This is a genomic window from Pantoea sp. B_9, assembly GCF_008632015.1.
Lineage (GTDB): Bacteria > Pseudomonadota > Gammaproteobacteria > Enterobacterales > Enterobacteriaceae > Pantoea > Pantoea dispersa.
Genome location: NZ_VWVL01000001.1, coordinates 27,566 through 44,145, shown reverse-complemented (window position 1 = coordinate 44,145; position 16,580 = coordinate 27,566). Strand labels below are relative to the sequence as shown.

At 58.4% G+C, this 16,580-nt stretch carries 12 protein-coding genes and 1 tRNA gene; 8 read left to right on the top strand and 5 right to left on the bottom strand.

Annotated features, from left to right (window positions below; translation table 11 throughout):
- Positions 1-47: 47 nt before the first annotated feature.
- From uxaC to uxuA, 3 genes are all read right to left on the bottom strand, one after another.
- Positions 48-1,466 carry a glucuronate isomerase gene (gene uxaC, locus F3I21_RS00175; RefSeq protein ID WP_150057857.1) on the bottom strand — a complete coding sequence of 473 codons (1,419 nt, stop codon included), beginning with the start codon at positions 1,464-1,466 and terminating at the stop codon, positions 48-50.
- On the bottom strand, positions 1,463-2,944 hold the full coding sequence (locus F3I21_RS00170) for a fructuronate reductase (RefSeq protein ID WP_150057855.1): 1,482 nt from the start codon (positions 2,942-2,944) through the stop codon (positions 1,463-1,465). Before F3I21_RS00170 ends, uxaC begins: the two co-directional genes overlap by 4 nt.
- 64 nt (positions 2,945-3,008) lie before the next feature.
- Positions 3,009-4,187, bottom strand: a complete 1,179-nt coding sequence (gene uxuA, locus F3I21_RS00165; protein ID WP_150057853.1) for a mannonate dehydratase — start codon at positions 4,185-4,187, stop codon at positions 3,009-3,011.
- Between the two features lie 364 nt (positions 4,188-4,551).
- Between uxuA and F3I21_RS00160 the strand changes: the two genes are divergently transcribed.
- From F3I21_RS00160 to gap, 5 genes are all read left to right on the top strand, one after another.
- Complete coding sequence (locus tag F3I21_RS00160) at positions 4,552-5,853, top strand: MFS transporter (protein ID WP_021509925.1); 1,302 nt, start codon at positions 4,552-4,554, stop codon at positions 5,851-5,853.
- A gap of 11 nt (positions 5,854-5,864) precedes the next feature.
- On the top strand, positions 5,865-8,258 hold the full coding sequence (locus F3I21_RS00155; RefSeq protein ID WP_150057851.1) for a TIM-barrel domain-containing protein: 2,394 nt from the start codon (positions 5,865-5,867) through the stop codon (positions 8,256-8,258).
- 420 nt (positions 8,259-8,678) lie between these two features.
- Positions 8,679-8,930 (top strand): hypothetical protein, encoded by a 252-nt coding sequence (locus F3I21_RS00150; protein WP_150057849.1) that lies wholly within the window; start codon positions 8,679-8,681, stop codon positions 8,928-8,930.
- A 378-nt stretch (positions 8,931-9,308) separates the two neighbouring features.
- Entirely contained in the window at positions 9,309-10,289 is a 981-nt protein-coding gene (locus F3I21_RS00145; RefSeq protein WP_058757529.1) for a GlxA family transcriptional regulator, read from the top strand.
- Positions 10,290-10,366: 77 nt separating this feature from the next.
- Positions 10,367-11,377 carry a type I glyceraldehyde-3-phosphate dehydrogenase gene (gene gap / locus F3I21_RS00140; RefSeq protein WP_127834258.1) on the top strand — a complete coding sequence of 337 codons (1,011 nt, stop codon included), beginning with the start codon at positions 10,367-10,369 and terminating at the stop codon, positions 11,375-11,377.
- Positions 11,378-11,415: 38 nt separating this feature from the next.
- Here the strand turns inward: gap and F3I21_RS00135 are convergent, their stop codons facing one another.
- Positions 11,416-12,210 carry a helix-turn-helix transcriptional regulator gene (locus tag F3I21_RS00135; protein WP_150057847.1) on the bottom strand — a complete coding sequence of 265 codons (795 nt, stop codon included), beginning with the start codon at positions 12,208-12,210 and terminating at the stop codon, positions 11,416-11,418.
- An 86-nt stretch (positions 12,211-12,296) separates the two neighbouring features.
- Between F3I21_RS00135 and F3I21_RS00130 the strand changes: the two genes are divergently transcribed.
- Positions 12,297-13,472: a YbfB/YjiJ family MFS transporter gene (locus F3I21_RS00130; RefSeq protein WP_150057845.1), complete on the top strand. Its 1,176-nt coding sequence runs from the start codon at positions 12,297-12,299 to the stop codon at positions 13,470-13,472.
- A 5-nt stretch (positions 13,473-13,477) separates the two neighbouring features.
- On the opposite strand, the gene phoA is transcribed toward F3I21_RS00130, so the two are convergent.
- Positions 13,478-14,884, bottom strand: a complete 1,407-nt coding sequence (phoA, locus tag F3I21_RS00125; protein ID WP_058771178.1) for an alkaline phosphatase — start codon at positions 14,882-14,884, stop codon at positions 13,478-13,480.
- A gap of 245 nt (positions 14,885-15,129) precedes the next feature.
- On the opposite strand from phoA, the gene F3I21_RS00120 reads away from it, so the two are divergent.
- Together F3I21_RS00120 and hxlB are read left to right on the top strand one after the other, a co-directional pair.
- Positions 15,130-15,217, top strand: a tRNA-Ser gene (locus F3I21_RS00120).
- A 664-nt stretch (positions 15,218-15,881) separates the two neighbouring features.
- Positions 15,882-16,442 (top strand): 6-phospho-3-hexuloisomerase, encoded by a 561-nt coding sequence (gene hxlB / locus F3I21_RS00115; protein ID WP_125310822.1) that lies wholly within the window; start codon positions 15,882-15,884, stop codon positions 16,440-16,442.
- Positions 16,443-16,580 lie beyond the last annotated feature (138 nt).

Genomic DNA, 16,580 nt, shown 5'->3' with positions numbered 1-16,580 from the left:
TAGGCCGCCAAATTTTCTACCCTGCACTATAACACAGGGCGTGATTTTCACCGTGGGTTAAGGGTGAAGTAGCGTCGGGCGTTATGGAAGCAGATATCCTGCAACATCGCGCCCAGCGCGGCTTCATCGTGCGGCACAATGCCGTCACGCACCCACTCGCCAAACAGATTGCACAGAATGCGGCGGAAGTATTCGTGCCGCGTATAAGAGAGAAAACTGCGCGAGTCGGTCAGCATGCCAACGAACTGACTGAGCAGCCCCATCTGCGCCAGCTGCTCCAGTTGCCGCAGCATGCCGTCACGCTGATCGTTGAACCACCAGCCAGAGCCGAACTGCATCTTGCCCGCCATGCCTGCACCCTGAAAGTTACCCGCCATGGTAGCCAGCACTTCGTTATCACGCGGATTGAGGCAGTAAAGAATGGTTTTTGGCAGCTGGTCATTGGTGTCCATCGCGTCCAGCAGGCGCGCCAGCGGCCAGGCAACAGGATGATCGCCGATGGAGTCGAAACCGCTGTCCGGGCCGAGCTGACGGAACATGCGCGTGCTGTTATTGCGGATTGCACCGATATGTAACTGCATCGCCCAGCCACGACGGGCATATTCCGCGCCCAGCCACACCAGCACGGCAGTGCTGAACTGCGCAATCTCCAGCTCGCTCAGCGCCGTACCGCTGCGGCGTCTTACGAGAATGCCATCCAGCACGCTGTCGGCAGGCACCGCAGCATAGCGCAGCGTTTCAATGCCGTGGTCGGCGGCGCGGCAGCCATGGGCGGAAAAGTGGTTCAGACGGCGCAGTAACGCCACACGCAGCGCATCAAAGCTGTCGATACTGACATCCGCGGCGGCTTCCAGCCGGGTCAGGTAATCGCTGAATCCTTCCAGCTCAATCTTGAACACCCGGTCCGGACGCCAGCTCGGTGCCACCTCAATATCAAAGCTGCTGTCTTCAGCTATCTGACGATGGTACTGCAGGGAGTCAACCGGGTCGTCGGTGGTGCCCACCATGCGAACGTTCATCTGGCGCATGATGCCGCGCGCGGAAAACTCAGGCGTGGCCAGCTTCTCCGCACACTCATGCCAGATGCGCGGTGCGGTTTCCGGTCCAAACAGCGTGTCAGTGATACCGAACGGCCGGCGCAGTTCCAGATGCGTCCAGTGATAGAGCGGATTGCCGAGCGTTTTTGGCACGGTCTGCGCCCAGGCCAGATATTTATCGTAATCGCTGGTGGTGTTACCGGTGATCAGTGATTCCTCTACACCCGCCGCGCGCAGTGCGCGCCATTTGTAGTGATCGCCCTCCAGCCAGATTTGCCCGAGGTTGGCAAACTGTCGGTCTTCTGCAATCTCCTGCGGATTGAGGTGGCAATGATAATCATAGATCGGCATCCCCGCCGCCACGTCATGATACAGGCGACGCGCCACCTCGCTGTGCAACAGAAAATCGTCATCCATAAAACGCTTCATTTGGCCTCCGGATTGAGGGATGCAACCGCGGCTCTGGCACCCTGCTGGCACAGGCGGTCATAGGTTTGTTGCAGGGCGGCAACAAAGGCCGGATTGGCGGGTAAGTCATCCGCGAAGATCTCGTTAATGCCCAGCAGCGCCTGCACGCGGGCGGGACCTGAAGGGAACTGCTGATTAATCCGCTCAAACTTAGCGACCAGCGGATCAGCCACCGGGTAACGCTCGCCCTTTTCGTCTTCGCCGAGGATATAACGCATCCAGCCCGCGATGCCGAGCAGCAGATGCCGGCAGTCACTGCCGTGGTGCAGATGATAACGCAGCGAATCCAGCATGCGCTGTGGCAGTTTCTGACTGCCATCGCTGGCAATTTGCGCCGTGCGATGGCGCAGCGACGGATTACTGAAGCGCTCAAGCAGTTGATGTGCATATGCGTTCAGATCGCTGCCTGCCGGCATCGTCAGCGTGGCACGCTGTTCAGTCAGCATCAGCGACAGCGCGGCCTGACGGTAAGCGGGCAGCTGCATGGTATCAGCGATAGTTTCACAACCCCCAAGGTAGCCGAGATACGCCAGAAACGAGTGTGTGCCATTCAGCAGACGCAGTTTCATCAACTCGTAGGGGGCGACATCCGGAACAAATTGCGCACCAACGCGCTGCCAGTCGGGACGTCCCGCCACGAAGTTATCTTCGATCACCCACTGACGAAACGGCTCACAGGCGACACCGCAGGGATCGGCGATGCCCAGCAGCCCGGTAATCTCGCGCTGCGTCTCTTCCGTCACGGCCGGCACGATGCGGTCAACCATGGTGCAGGGAAACGTGACCTGTTGCTCAATCCATGCCGCCAGCGCCGCATCCTGCCGTTGTGCCAGACCGATGACCGCAGCCCGCGCGACGTGGCCGTTATCACGCAGATTGTCGCATGACAGCACGGTAAAAGGCGCTAACCCGGCTTCACGCCGCAAGCGCAGCGCCTCAACGATAAAGCCAATGGCGGATTTCGGCTGCCGGGGATGGGCCAGATCGTGCACGATCAGCGGATGGGTACTGTCCAGTTCCCCGGTTGCGCCATGAGTGCAATAGCCTTTTTCGGTTACCGTCAGCGAGACGATGGCGGTTTCCGCGCGGGCAAGCGCGTTAAGAATGCCGTCACAACCGTCCAGCGCCGGGTGCAGCGCTGAATGCACGGAACCAATGATTTTGACGTCATGACGCGTCGCGCCTTGCTCAGTGACGCTGTAGAGCAAATTCTGCGCGCGCAGTTGCTCCACCAGCTGTCTGCCGCTGGCCGACATCAGGTTGACCTCGCAAATGCCCCAGTCGCTGTCGCTTATCTCCAGCAGATGGTGCTGATAGAGCGCCTGATGCGCGCGATGAAACGCACCGCAGCCGATGTGCACGATGCGCGGCACCAGCCGCTGCTGCTGCCATGCGGGCCGCGCCACCTTAATGCTGGCGTCGGCAAGGTTGTGTTGCATGTGAACTCCTCAGTGTCCGGCGCGACTGCGCGTCCGCCGGGCAAGCGGTACAGGACGACCGGCGTCAGAAAAAGGCGCGGTGTATCGCCAGCTCAACGCCACGAATCTCAGCCAGACCTTTCAGCCGGCCAATCGCGGAATAACCCGGGTTAGTTTTCTTATGCAGATCGTCCAGCATCTGATGCCCGTGGTCGGGCCGCATCGGGATCAGGTCTTCCTGCCCCGCATTACGACGGCGCTGCTCCTCTTCGGCAATCGCTTTGATCACCGCAAACATATCGACATCACCGCCAAGGTGCGCGGCTTCGTGGAAAGTTTTGGGGTTGGCTTCACGCCGGGTTGAGCGCAGATGGGCAAAATAGATGCGCGGCCCAAAACGTTTCACCATGCCGGCTAAATCATTTTCCGCCAGCACGCCGTAGGAGCCGGTACACATCGTGAAGCCGTTGGCCGGACTGTCGATGGTGTCGATCATCCACTGCAGATCGTCGGCATTGGAGACGATACGCGGCAGGCCGAGGATCGGGCGCGGCGGATCGTCAGGATGTACCGCCATGCGAATACCGACCTCTTCAGCGACCGGGATAATGCCGCGCAGAAACGTGGCGAAGTTTTCGCGCAGCCGGGCTTTGTCGATGCCGTCATAGCGCGCCAGCTGAGCACGGAACTGCGCCAGCGTGTAGCCCTCTTCCGCGCCAGGTAATCCGGCGATGATGTTACGCGTCAGCCGCAGCTTGTGCTCTTTGCTCATGCTGGCGAAGCGCGCAGCGGCCTGGGCTATCTCGTCAGCGCTGTAATCATTTTCTGCGCCCTGACGCTGCAGGATATGCAGCTCAAATACCGCAAATTCAATCTGATCGAAGCGCAGCGCTTTCGCGCCATCCGGCAGCTCGAACGCCAGGTCGGTGCGCGTCCAGTCCAGAATCGGCATGAAGTTGTAGCACACGGTGTGGATGCCGCACTGCGCCAGATTGCGCAGCGACTGCTGATAGTTGCTGATCCACTTCTGGCACTGCCCGCTGCCAGTTTTGATCTCCTCATGGATCGGCACACTCTCCACCACCGACCAGACCAGCCCGGCCGCCTCAATCATCGCTTTGCGCTGCAAAATCTGCTCCACCGGCCACACCTCGCCGTTAGGAATGTGATGCAGGGCAGTCACAATGCCGGTAGCGCCCGCCTGTCGGGCATCGGCGAGTGAAACGGGATCGTCAGGGCCATACCAGCGCCAGGTCTGCTTCATGTCGTTCTCTCCTGCGGGCCTGAGCATCACTCTCAAAGCCCTTCCATTTTGGTTGACCAATTTTACAAGCGAAGCGCTTTCTGAGTCGTAAAAAGTGCCTGCGCAGCGTCAAATTCAGCTTTTCACCGGCGGAAGTCAACCTGATAAATGATTTTGGTTAACCAGATCACAAATACCGCATCAGGCTGGCGACCACCTGGCCTAACTGTGGTTCACTCCCGGCGGATAGGTAAAACAGGACGCATCACGCCACGCCCGGCAATCAAGGGCCAGGGGTTATGCGCTGGCAGGTATGGACTCCACCTCCGGCCAGGCAGTCACAGACGTTGCTCACACATGCTGTTAATAATGAATGGAGAATCCGATGAACCGCAGTTTGAATCCAGGGATTGCCGCAACCGGCACGAAACGCGTCATCCGTCATCTGCGCTGGTGGGTGCTGGTGCTGTTTCTCGCCGGCGTCACCGTCAACTACATTACCCGTAACTCGTTAGGCATTCTGGCCCCCGAGCTGAAAACCAGTCTCGGCATCACCACAGAACAATATTCATGGATAGTCGGCGCTTTTCAGCTGGCTTATACCTTCTTTCAACCGATCTGCGGCTGGCTGATTGACGTCATTGGCCTCAAACTTGGCTTCTTCATCTGCGCCACCATCTGGGCGCTGGCCTGTCTGTTCCATGCCGGCGCCGCCAGCTGGTTGCACCTGGCCATTTTGCGCTTTGTCATGGGCGGAGCTGAAGCGGCCGCCACGCCGGCTAACGCCAAAGTGATTGGTGAATGGTTCCCGAAAAAAGAGCGTCCGATCGCGGCCGGCTGGGCCGGCGTCGGCTTCTCGATTGGCGCCATGCTCGCACCTCCCATCATCTACTTTGCCCACGCCTCGTTCGGCTGGCAGGGCGCATTCCTGTTTACCGGCTGTCTGGCTCTGGGCTGGGTGGTGCTGTGGTGGCTGTTGTATCGCGATCCGGAACGTAACCCGAATCTCAGCAGCGATGAGCTGGCCTTTATTCGTCAGGATAATGAGCCACCGGCGGTCAAACTGCCCTTTTTCAAAGCCCTGAAAACCGTCTCCAGAAACAAGCGTTTTTACGGTATCGCCATTCCCGCTTTTATGGCTGAACCGGCATGGGGCGTGCTGAGCTTCTGGGTACCGCTCTATCTGGCAAAAGACCTGGGAATGGACCTGAAACAGATTGCCATGTTCGCCTGGCTGCCGTTCCTCGCGGCGGATCTCGGCAGTGCAGCCAGCGGCTACCTGACGCGCATCTATACCCGGCTGTTTGGCTTCAGGCAGGTGAATTCCGTTGTTGCCAGCTCGGTCACCGGCGCCTTTCTGATGCTGTCGCTGGCACTGGTGGCGATGACCAAAGACCCCTATGTCGCGATTGCCCTGATCTCAATTGGCGGTTTTGGTCATCAGATCATCTCCTGCATGTTAAGTGCACTGGTGGTGGAAAAATTTGATAAGGGCCAGATGGCCACGGTGAATGGCATGCGCGGCTCGTTTGCGTGGATCTCCAGCTTCCTGTTTTCGCTGGTGATTGGCGTGACGGCTGACAAAATCGGCTTTAACCCGCTGTTTGTCGCCATGGGCTTCTTTGACCTGATCGGTGCAGTCTTCCTGATTGCGTTTATTGCTGAGCGTCGTTCAGCGACCCAATGAAGTAGGTAACGATGAAAACCTTAAAAAACTGGTCTTTAGCCCATTCTGATCGTCACCATGTGGTGCTTAACGTCGATGGCAAACACCATCTGTGCCTGTACGTGCTGGAAAAAGGTCTGTTCCGCGTGGTGATCAAGCGCCACGGCAACTACAATCTGGACCGCACCTGGAGCATTGCGCCGGAACAGGATGTTCCGTGGGAAGGGCGTCTGCGCGACAACCTGGCCGGGTTTAGCCTGCCCGGCTTTACGCTGGAGGAAGAAGCCAATTGTCTGACCATGAGTACCGACACGCTGCGCGTGATGGTGCGTCAGCCGCTGGCGCTGGAGTGGCAGTACCGTGATGCCGCAGGCCACTGGCAACTGCTGACCGGCGATCGCCCCACCAGCGCCTATCAGATCAACGCACACGGCGACGGCGTGGCGCACTATCAGCGCCGCATGGCGGACGACCGCTACTATGGTCTGGGCGAAAAAACCGGCGATCTGCAACGCAACGGCAAACGCTATGAGATGCGTAATCTGGATGCCATGGGTTACAACGCCTCCTCCACCGATCCGCTGTACAAACATGTGCCCTTCACCCTCACGCGGCGTAACGACGTCAGCTTTGGCCTGTTCTACGATAATCTCAGCACCAGCTGGTTCGATCTGGGTAACGAGCTGGATAACTATCACCAGCCGTATCGCCGCTGGCAGGCGGAGAGTGGCGACATCGACTACTACCTGTTTGTCGGTAAGCGGGTGCTGGATATCACCAAAACCTTCGTACGCCTGACCGGCAAAACGCTGTTTGGCCCCAAATGGAGTCTGGGCTACAGCGGTTCGACCATGCACTATACCGATGCGCCGGATGCGCAAAATCAGCTGACGAACTTCATCCGCCTGTGCGAAGAGCACGCTATTCCGTGCGACTCATTCCAGCTCTCTTCGGGTTATACCTCAATCAATAACAAGCGTTATGTGTTCAACTGGAACTACGACAAAGTGCCGCAGCCGGAAGCGATGAGCGAGGCGTTTCACGATGCCGGGCTGCGCCTGGCGGCCAACATCAAACCCTGCCTGCTGCAGGATCACCCGCGCTATGAAGAAGTCGCAGCTCAGGGACTGTTTATCCGCGATTCGGAAGAGGATGTGCCAGAGCGCTCGGTGTTCTGGGATGATGAAGGATCGCATCTCGATTTCACCCATCCGCAAACGGTGGCCTGGTGGCAGGAGAACGTCACCCGTCAGCTGCTGGAAAAAGGCATCGACGCCACCTGGAATGATAACAACGAGTATGAAGTCTGGGACGGTGAAGCGCGCTGCCACGGCTTCGGTACGCCGATTGCCATCAAGCACATTCGCCCGGTGATGCCGCTGCTGATGATGCGCGCCTCGATGGAAGCGCAACAGCGCTTTGCCCCCGAACAGCGACCGTTCCTGATTTCGCGCTCCGGCTGCGCCGGGATGCAGCGCTACGTGCAAACGTGGAGCGGCGATAACCGCACCAACTGGACCTCGCTGCGCTACAACATTCGCATGGGCCTTGGCATGAGCCTGTCCGGCTTGTATAACGTCGGTCACGACGTCGGCGGCTTCTCGGGCGATAAACCCGACGCGGAGCTGTTTGTGCGCTGGGTGCAGAATGGCGTCATGCATCCGCGCTTCACCATTCATTCGTGGAATGACGATCACACCGTGAATGAGCCGTGGATGTATCCTTCGGTCACACCCGCGATTCGGGCGGCCATCGCGCTGCGCTATCGCCTGCTGCCGTATCTCTACACGCTGCTGTGGCAGGCGCATGCGGACAATGAACCGATGCTGCGCCCGACGTTCCTCGATCATGAACACGATGCCCAGACCTTTGCTGAGTGTGATGAATTCCTGCTCGGCCGCGATCTGCTGGTCGCCAGCGTGGTGGAACCTGGCCAGCGTGAACGCCGCCTGTGGCTGCCCGACAACCACACAGGCTGGTATGATTTCGCCACGCAGCAGTGGTACAGCGGGGGTCAGTGGATCACCTTACCTGCGCCCCTGGAAACGCAGCCGCTGCTGGTGCGCGCAGGTGCGGCACTGCCACTCAGCGAGCGTATTGCTCACGTCGACGCCGCCGCAGACGATCGTCGCACGCTGCAGCTCTACCCGTTGCAGGGCAAAGGCGTTAGCCACGGCGAACTGTTCGAAGATGATGGCGAGTCCTGGGGTTATCAGCAGGGCAATGCGCTGTGGCTGCAGTGGGAAATGCGCTGCGAAGCCACAGCCATTCACCTTACGTTACGGCGCAAGGGTGACTATCAGCCGGCATGGCAAACGTTGCAGATTGCCCTGCCCGCCGGTGAACAGCGTGCGCTGTTTATCGACGGTGTTGCCGCAGACGCTGCGTCAGCCGACGTGACGCTGGCGCAAATTTCCCGCAGCTGATAAATCACAAGAGCGCACCGATGTCGGGTGCGCCTGATTACCTTCATCACAGCCCCTTCTTCTCTCCCTCGACGGCTTACACCAACACGCTATCTGCCCGTTTTCTGTCCCGACGTTATCCCGCGAATAAATCTATCCGGTTTAATACGCTTATTTCACCACCCTGCTCACCCGATTAATCCTGGTTGCTTACTAATATAATAGCTGCGCTTAATGCAGGCATAAGCGTTTACTGCTGAGGCGATTGCGTAAAACATGACGACGCACTGGCTAAGCCATCGCAATAATATGCCTCAACACGGAAACGCCGCGGTTTAAGCAATATTCAACTGTGGCGCGCTATTAGTCATTAAGACGACATTAATCGGGTAATTCCCGACTTCTTAAAGGGCCTCTGTGATGAAAAGATTGCTGTTACCGATGATAGCTTTACCTGCCAGCCACGCCACCCTTGCCGCCGACGGTCAAATCACGTTCGTCGGCGCGATCGTTGAACCCTCCTGTGATTATGCCGTGACGCGCAGCGTCTCGCTGAACTGCACGCGCGAAGGGATTAAAAAGAGCGAAACCCTGCAGGTTAATGGTGCCGCGCGTGAATTACCTTACGCGCTGGGCACCGCGCGCATTATCCGTGAGCGTGGTTTGACTTTTCTGCAGGTAGAATATAATTGATGGTTTTAAGCCTGATTTACTCAGCTGCTCATTATCGTAGTCATTATCACTGCATGGCAAAGGAATGCTTTATAAAACAGTGTTTCTCTTAACCTATCCTGGCATTTCACTTCCAAAATAACAGGCACCTGATTAATCTGGCATCCAACGCTTCAGTCTGCAGATATTTTTAACTGCACGATGAGGGAAATAAGCATCATTTGCGACATCATGATTTTATATAAATATAGCGCCTGAACCAACAGGCCCGAGCCGATCAGCGCCTGTACGGTGCCGCCGGAAATGCCCCGTCTGATGGCCGCGGCCGGGTGTTCAGCTCGCGCGCCTGATCGCCCATCGCACATTGACTTCTTTCGTGGCGCAGGTACATTTTACGCCATGAAAACCTTTCTGATTATTGTCCCGGACGGCGGCATGCTGTTCGAAGCGGCGGGTATCGCCGACATCCTCATGCACGCCAACCTGCACCTGCCGGTGGGCGTTGCTGGCGCACGCTATCGCATCAGCATCGCGACCACGCAGCCGCACCAGGTGATCCACGGCCAGTCTGGCCTCAATCTGCTCGCCGACCTCAAACTGGCTGAACTCGATCCGCGTGAACGCTGGGACACCATCATGATTACCGGGCGCGGTGATAACCCCGAAGAACGCAACATGGTGGTGGACTGGATTAAGCTGGCTGCCCCGCAGGCGCGCCGCGTGGTGTCGATTTGCGGGGCGGCGATGCTGCTGGCGGAGGCGGGATTGCTGGATGGCCGGCGCGCCACCAGCCACTGGCGTTTGCTGGACACGCTGCAGGCCAGCTATCCGCGCGTGCAGGTTGAAGGCGGCCCGCTGTATATCCAGGATGGCCCAATCTGGACCTCTGGCGGCGTCAGCTCCGGCTTCGATCTGACACTGGCGCTGGTAGAGGAAGATTTTGGTTTCAGCGTGGCGCGCGACATCGCACAGGATATGGTGATGTATCTGCGTCGTCCCGGCGGCCAGATGCAGTTCAGCCGCTTTCACCTGCAGTCCGTCAGCGAGTCGGGGCCGATTGCTCAGTTGCAGAGCTGGATCGCCGCCCATCTGGCGGAAGACCTGTCGGTGGAGAAACTGGCGGCCCAGGTGGCGATGAGCCCGCGTAACTTTACCCGCGTGTTCAGCCGCGAAACCGGCGTTTCACCGGCGCGCTATGTGGCAGAAGCGCGGCTGGCGGCGGCGCGCGAGCGGCTGGAGCAGACGCGCGAGACGCTGGAACGCATCGCCACCGCCACCGGCTTTGGCAGCAGCATCAACCTGCGGCGCAGCTTCGAGCGCCAGTTGCATCTCACGCCCAACGAATATCGCCAGCGCTTTCACAGCCGCAAAATGGCGTAAAGTGATCCTTTTTTGTCGTTTACGCCAGTGCACGCCAGGCCTACAGTGACTGCAGTAACTTCACTAAGGAGTCAGTCATGATCAAGGTAGGCATTAACGGTTTTGGCCGTATCGGACGTAACGTATTCCGCGCCGCGCTGGGCAGCAGCGACATCGATATTGTGGCGATTAACGATCTCACCGACAGCAAAACGCTGGCGCATCTGCTGAAGCACGACTCTCTGCTGGGTCGACTGCCGGCAGAAGTCAGCGCTGGCGACGGCGAGCTGCGCATTGATGGCAAACCAGTGCGGGTGTTCAGCGAGCGCGATCCGGCCAATATTCGCTGGCGTGACGTGGGCGTGGATATCGTCATCGAAGCCACCGGCTTTTTTACCGAGCGTGACAAGGCCGCGGTGCATATCACGCACGGCGGCGCCAAACGCGTCATCATCTCTGCGCCGGGCAAAAATGATGATTTGACGATTGTGATGGGCGTCAACGACCAGCGCTACGATCCGCAGCAGCACTATGTGGTGAGCAACGGCAGCTGTACCACTAACGGCCTGGCGCCCGCCGCGCAGGTGCTGCATCAGGCGTTTGGTATTGAGCACGGTCTGATGAACACCACCCATGCCTATACCAACAGCCAGGCGCTGCATGACCAGCCAGAGAAAGATCTGCGCGGCGCGCGTGCGGCGGCGCTGTCGATTGTGCCGTACTCCAGCGGCGCAGCTAAAGCGCTTGGCCGGGTGATTCCGGAACTGGAAGGCCGCTTAACCGGTTACTCGCTGCGCGTGCCGGTGCCGGTGGTCTCGGTAGTGGATCTGACGGTGACGCTGAAACGCGACGTGACGGCCGAAGAGGTGAATGACGCCTTTAAAGCCGCTGCTGCTGCGGGTCCGCTACAGGGTATCCTCGGCTACAGCGATGAGCCGCTGGTCTCCAGCGATTATCAGGGCGATGCGCGTTCATCGATCATCGACGGCTTATCGACGCTGGTGATTGGTGGCAACCTGGTGAAGATCCTTGCCTGGTACGATAACGAATGGGGCTTCTCCAACCGTCTGGTTGACCTCGCGCGCCTGATGGCACAGCGCGGTCTGTAATCTCCCCGGCGGCGTGCGCCCGACCTGCGCACGCCGCGCTAATGCGCCAGATAGAAGATCAGATGCATACCCGGTGCCTGCTCAATTTGCAGCGAGGTAAAGGTATATGTCTGCATCCTGCCCTCGACATCAATCAGGGTTTTATTGCCCGCGCCGATTTTCCCCACATCATGGTCATTCCACAGCGTGCGAAACCCGGCGCTGCGCGCCAGCAAATCCTCGATCACCACTTCGAATTCCTGCGCCTGATTGCTGGCGGCATAACCTGCGCGAAACGCCGACAGCGTATGGCGCGCCGCCTCTTCCCAGCCATGAATGCGCTGCTGGTAGGCTTCACTGATGAACATCAGCTTGAGCGAGTTGCGATCCGCCGGTGGCAGGGCCGCCCAGTCGACAATCAGCGACTGCGCCGCCGGATTCCAGTAGACAATATCCATGTTGGCGCGGCGCACAAACGCCGGGTGCGGGTTCAGCGCATCCACCATCGCCCTCACCTCAGGCGGCAATTCATGGCTGAAGGGTTGCGAATGTGCGTTACCAAACACCAGCGCTTCAAGATACTCCTGCTCGATGACCGAGAGCTGTAACACTTTGCCGATGCGCTGCAGCGCGGCGGGCGAAATACTGATGTCGCGACCCTGCTCGAGCCAGGTGTACCAGCTGACGCTAACCGCCGCCAGCTGTGCCACTTCTTCGCGCCGCAGTCCGCTAACGCGCCGGTTTTGCCGGCTGAAGCCATAGATCTGCGGATCAATACGCGCGCGCTGGCGGGTAAGGAAGTTTTTTACATCTTCACCACGCGATTTGACGGCCTGGGTATGACCTGTAGTCATAGGATAAACCACCCCATTTTTCACTGACTGATTGACATTTACTATCACCGGACAGAGTAAGGTATCTCAGCGGAGTAAAGCAAAGTATGTCAGCAGATTCAGTTTCCGCCGGACGGCAAGCAGTCCGGCACACCCGGGTGAGCCTGATCACCATGCTCACCGGCATGGTGACCCTGATTGTGGTAATGGGTATCGGCCGCTTTTCACTCACGCCGCAGATCCCGCTGATGATCGCCAACGGTCACCTGACGCTCTCCAGCGCTGGCGTGCTGGCGGCGATGAATTACATCGGCTACCTGCTGGGCGCACTGCACGTGAGCCGCATCACCGCCCATCACGCGCGCTACCTGAAGGCCGGTTTGCTGGCCACCGCGCTGGTGACCCTGCTCTCCGGCTTTAGTCATGCCTGGGTACTGCAGTGCCTGTTCCGTGTGGTGGCGGGTGTTGGTGGTGCCTGGGCCCTGATTATCGTCACCTCCTGGACGCAGATGGTGCTGGCACAGCAGCAAGCCCCGCGCATGTCCGCCGCGGTATTTGCCGGCCCGGGAGCCGGCATCACCCTGAGCGGCGTGCTGGCGTGGCTTATCACCCGGTTACACCTGAATGACGATCGCGCCTGGCAATGCTATGGCGTGGTAGCGCTGGCTGGCGTGCTGCTGCTGTGGCGCGCGCTGCCCGCGTCGCTCCCCGCCCGGCAGCGGGAAAGTGCGCCGGCGGCACCGGGTAGTGCGGTAAAACGGCTATGGCTGGCCTATACGCTGGCCGGTTTCGGCTACATTTTGCCCGCGACGTTTCTGTCACAAATGGCGCACAGCCTGTTTGCGCAGGGTCAGCTGGCAACGCTTTTCTGGCCGCTGTTTGGACTTTGCGCAGTGGCTGGTGTGGTGCTGATCATGCTGTTTTCTGCGCGCCTGAATACGCGCCTCAGCCTGGCGTGGGTTATGATCCTGCAGGGGTTGGGCGTGGCCAGCGGCGTGCTCATCCCGGGCGTGAGCGGGCTGCTGATCTCGACGGTGATGGTCGGGCTGGGGTTTCTTTCGATTATGCAGCTGTCGATGCAGCTGGCGCGCGCCGTCTCCAATATCAGCGTGGCAAAAACCGTGGCGATATTGACGTCAGGCTATGCCACTGGCCAGCTAATCGGGCCGCTGATCTCTGCCGCCAGCGTGCAGATTTTTGCTTCCCTGCACCCCGCGCTGCTGCTGGCCGCTGGCGGACTGGTGCTGGGCGGACTGCTGGTGCTGCGCATCCGCCCGCACTGACGCGCTTACTTCAATGCCATCGCCTGCTTTAGCGTGAAGAACAGGTCGGTCTGATCGGTCAGGCCGACCACATTCGCCGCGTGCGGACCGTAGGCCGCGATGCGCAGTTGGGTACCGGTGTGCTCCTGGGAATCCTCTTCCGAGTTACCGTAGCTGATGGTCATCACCGCGCCATCTTTGGTGTTGAGCGCCTGAGTCAGACCCGGCGCTTTAGTGCCGTTTTCGACGATCTGGCTGCTGTGCGCGTGATCGGCGGTGACCACTACCAGCGTATCGCCGTGCTCGCGCGCATACGCCAGCGCCACCTGCACCGCCTCATCTAAATCGACGGTTTCACCAATCTGACCGCACGGGTTGGCGGCGTGATCCTGCTTGTCAATCGACGCGCCCTCCACCTGCAGGAAAAAGCCGTTGTCGTTGTGGCTGAGCAGGTCGATGGCTTTTTGCGTCATCTGCGCCAGGGTTGGCATTGATGCCGGACGATCTTTGTTGACCTCACAGGTCACCACCGGTTTATCCAGATTACCGTGATAGCTGGCTTTCGGCCCCTGCCAGCGCACCGGCATGTTGCCCTCCGAGAACAGCCCCAGCAGTGGCGTCTGTTGATTCGCCTGCTGTACCGCGTTCAGCGCGGCGAGATTATCGACCAGCTGGAACCCCCGTATTTCGGCCTGCTCGCGCAGGGTTTTGCCCTGATAGTCGCCCGCTTTAGCCCGCTCAGCGAAAGATTTGGCACCGCCGCCCAGCGTGACGTCGGGACGGGTTTGCAGCAGCTGCTCGCTGATCGATCCTTTCCCGCCCTGCTCCAGCGCGTTACCCGGACACAGCTCGCTGGTTTTTTCCGGGCCGTAGCATTTACGCGAGGTAACGTGCGCCATCAGCGCGGCCGGCGTGGCATCCTGCAGTTCTGCGGTCGAGACGTTGCCGGTGGCTTTACCGGCTGCTTTGGCCAGTTCAAGCAGCGTGACCTGATCTGTGCCGTTGACATCGACACCTATCGCGCCGTTATAAGTTTTCGTGCCGGTGGCCCAGGCGGTGGCCGACGCGGCAGAATCCGTTACATAGTTTGGCTTATGCGTTTTCTTGTCCAGCGAGTAATGGGTGTACTGGCCGGTGAGCGGCAGCGCATCAATACCGGGAAAGAAACCGCCGGCCCCCATTGCCTGATTGCGCGCCGCGGTGATTTCGGAATCGCCCATGCCATCGCCAATCAGCAGGATGACATTCTTCGCCGTGCTATTGCTCAATGAGGCTTTCAGCGCTTCGGTCTGGTCGCCGCTCAGGCGACGCGCGCCGCCGTGCTGGGTAATATCGCCAGTGGCTGCGCGTTGATAGCTGGTGCTCTCTGCCAGCGCGGACGTGGTGGTGAGTGAAGCCAGCAGAGAGAGCGTGAAAAGAGGTAAGCGTTTCATTTATCAGCATCCTTATCCGTAGATATAACCAAATGTTTCCGCCGACAAGTCTGCGACAGTGCGGTGACACTTTTGTGTCAGTTAAGGAATGTTTTGATGACAAAAGCGGCAAAGTGGAGAGGCTTAAGGCAATCTGCGCAGAGGTTAAGCGAATAGAAAAAAAGGAGAAAATAGCCCTTGACCCTTATCGCTGAACTCCCTATAGTAGCGCCCCGTTGACCCAGTGTGGTCAGCAAACAAAATGTGGTGAGGTGTCCGAGTGGCTGAAGGAGCACGCCTGGAAAGTGTGTATACGGCAACGTATCGGGGGTTCGAATCCCCCCCTCACCGCCATCATTTATATAAAAGTGCCCAGTTAATAGCTGGGCATTTTTATTTGTATATTCTCCCGACCTGGGGGGGGATGAGAATCCCCGATGGGGGTTCGACAACTGGCGCATGCCAGTTGGACAGCGGAGCCTGCGACGCTGCCCGCAGGGTGAGCGAAGCTCATCAATCCCCTCTACCATTTGTAACAAGACTTCAGGCGGACGAAACCGCTTGTGAATTGATTACAGAGACACAGTTCTACAAAATCAGCAAAAAAATGCACGTGAAGTGCACGTGCACTTTGATGCCATGAAAGCCTCTGACTATCGACAGGAGCTTTTTCATTTTTTATTCTCCTTGCAGCACCGACCCCGCGATCTGGCGACCCCGCTACCTCATTTGATGCCACAATCCATCACAAATCTGCCCAACAACTCTGCACACTCACCGCTTTTGTGCCACAGGACGCATAATCGAAAGATCCCCTTTCGCTGCAATATCGCGTGGGCAGCGGACCGTGTACTCTTACCGGAAATTCTGCAGGGTATCCTTTTCATCCACTGATGATGTCTTTGAATTAAGAGGGAATGCGCGATGACCAGACTGAAAAAGCACCGGCCATGTTCCGGCCACTCTCTTCGCTGTTTAATGAGACGGACGAACGATCGCCTGACGGGAGAGCGTTAACATGGCCGTTCAGTCAAACGTATCCCATATTCTTAACGAACTCGCGCACAACGCCCGGCAGATAGACGAGAGCCAGGCGCAGGCATTGATCGCACAAATTCGCAGCGCGAAACACATTTTCCTGCAGGGTGCCGGGCGCAGCGGCATTGCTATCCGCGCGTTCGCTAACCGTCTGTTGCATCTGGGTTTCTCTGTCAGCATGGTGGGTGAAATCTCGTCACCCCACTCCAGACCTGGCGATTTATTGATTATTGGTTCTGGCAGTGGCGAAACCGCGAGCCTGAAAGCACTGGCGCTGAACGCCGTTGAGCGCGGTGTCGATGTGGCGCTGATTACCCTGAAAGCAGATTCAGGCATCGGCAGACTGGCCAAATGCGTGTTGGTGTTACCCGGCAACGTTAAAACCGATAACGCACGCAGCGCCGGACGATTCTCGCAGCCAATGGGCTCGGCCTTTGAGCAGCTTTGCTTCATCACCTGTGACGCCATGGTGCTTGAAATCATGCATCAGTGCGGTGAAACCAGCGAGAGCATGTTCAGCCGCCATGCGGACTTCGAATAACAGCATAACGTGTTTCCCGAACGTCGCTGATTTATACGCGGCAAATCTGACACCGAAACCCTGTGTGGTGATACGGTATCGCCGCTGACACGGGTGTGCAGGTTAGATAATTTATTCTGTTTATATTTAAGCGTAATT

What these genes read in the sequence shown, in the direction of transcription:
- uxaC (WP_150057857.1), bottom strand. Translation starts at nt 1,466, where the DNA reads ATGAAGCGTTTTATGGATGACGATTTTCTGTTGCACAGCGAGGTGGCG.
- F3I21_RS00170 (WP_150057855.1), bottom strand. Translation starts at nt 2,944, where the DNA reads ATGCAACACAACCTTGCCGACGCCAGCATTAAGGTGGCGCGGCCCGCA.
- uxuA (WP_150057853.1), bottom strand. Translation starts at nt 4,187, where the DNA reads ATGAAGCAGACCTGGCGCTGGTATGGCCCTGACGATCCCGTTTCACTC.
- F3I21_RS00160 (WP_021509925.1), top strand. Translation starts at nt 4,552, where the DNA reads ATGAACCGCAGTTTGAATCCAGGGATTGCCGCAACCGGCACGAAACGC.
- F3I21_RS00155 (WP_150057851.1), top strand. Translation starts at nt 5,865, where the DNA reads ATGAAAACCTTAAAAAACTGGTCTTTAGCCCATTCTGATCGTCACCAT.
- F3I21_RS00150 (WP_150057849.1), top strand. Translation starts at nt 8,679, where the DNA reads ATGATAGCTTTACCTGCCAGCCACGCCACCCTTGCCGCCGACGGTCAA.
- F3I21_RS00145 (WP_058757529.1), top strand. Translation starts at nt 9,309, where the DNA reads ATGAAAACCTTTCTGATTATTGTCCCGGACGGCGGCATGCTGTTCGAA.
- gap (WP_127834258.1), top strand. Translation starts at nt 10,367, where the DNA reads ATGATCAAGGTAGGCATTAACGGTTTTGGCCGTATCGGACGTAACGTA.
- F3I21_RS00135 (WP_150057847.1), bottom strand. Translation starts at nt 12,210, where the DNA reads ATGACTACAGGTCATACCCAGGCCGTCAAATCGCGTGGTGAAGATGTA.
- F3I21_RS00130 (WP_150057845.1), top strand. Translation starts at nt 12,297, where the DNA reads ATGTCAGCAGATTCAGTTTCCGCCGGACGGCAAGCAGTCCGGCACACC.
- phoA (WP_058771178.1), bottom strand. Translation starts at nt 14,884, where the DNA reads ATGAAACGCTTACCTCTTTTCACGCTCTCTCTGCTGGCTTCACTCACC.
- hxlB (WP_125310822.1), top strand. Translation starts at nt 15,882, where the DNA reads ATGGCCGTTCAGTCAAACGTATCCCATATTCTTAACGAACTCGCGCAC.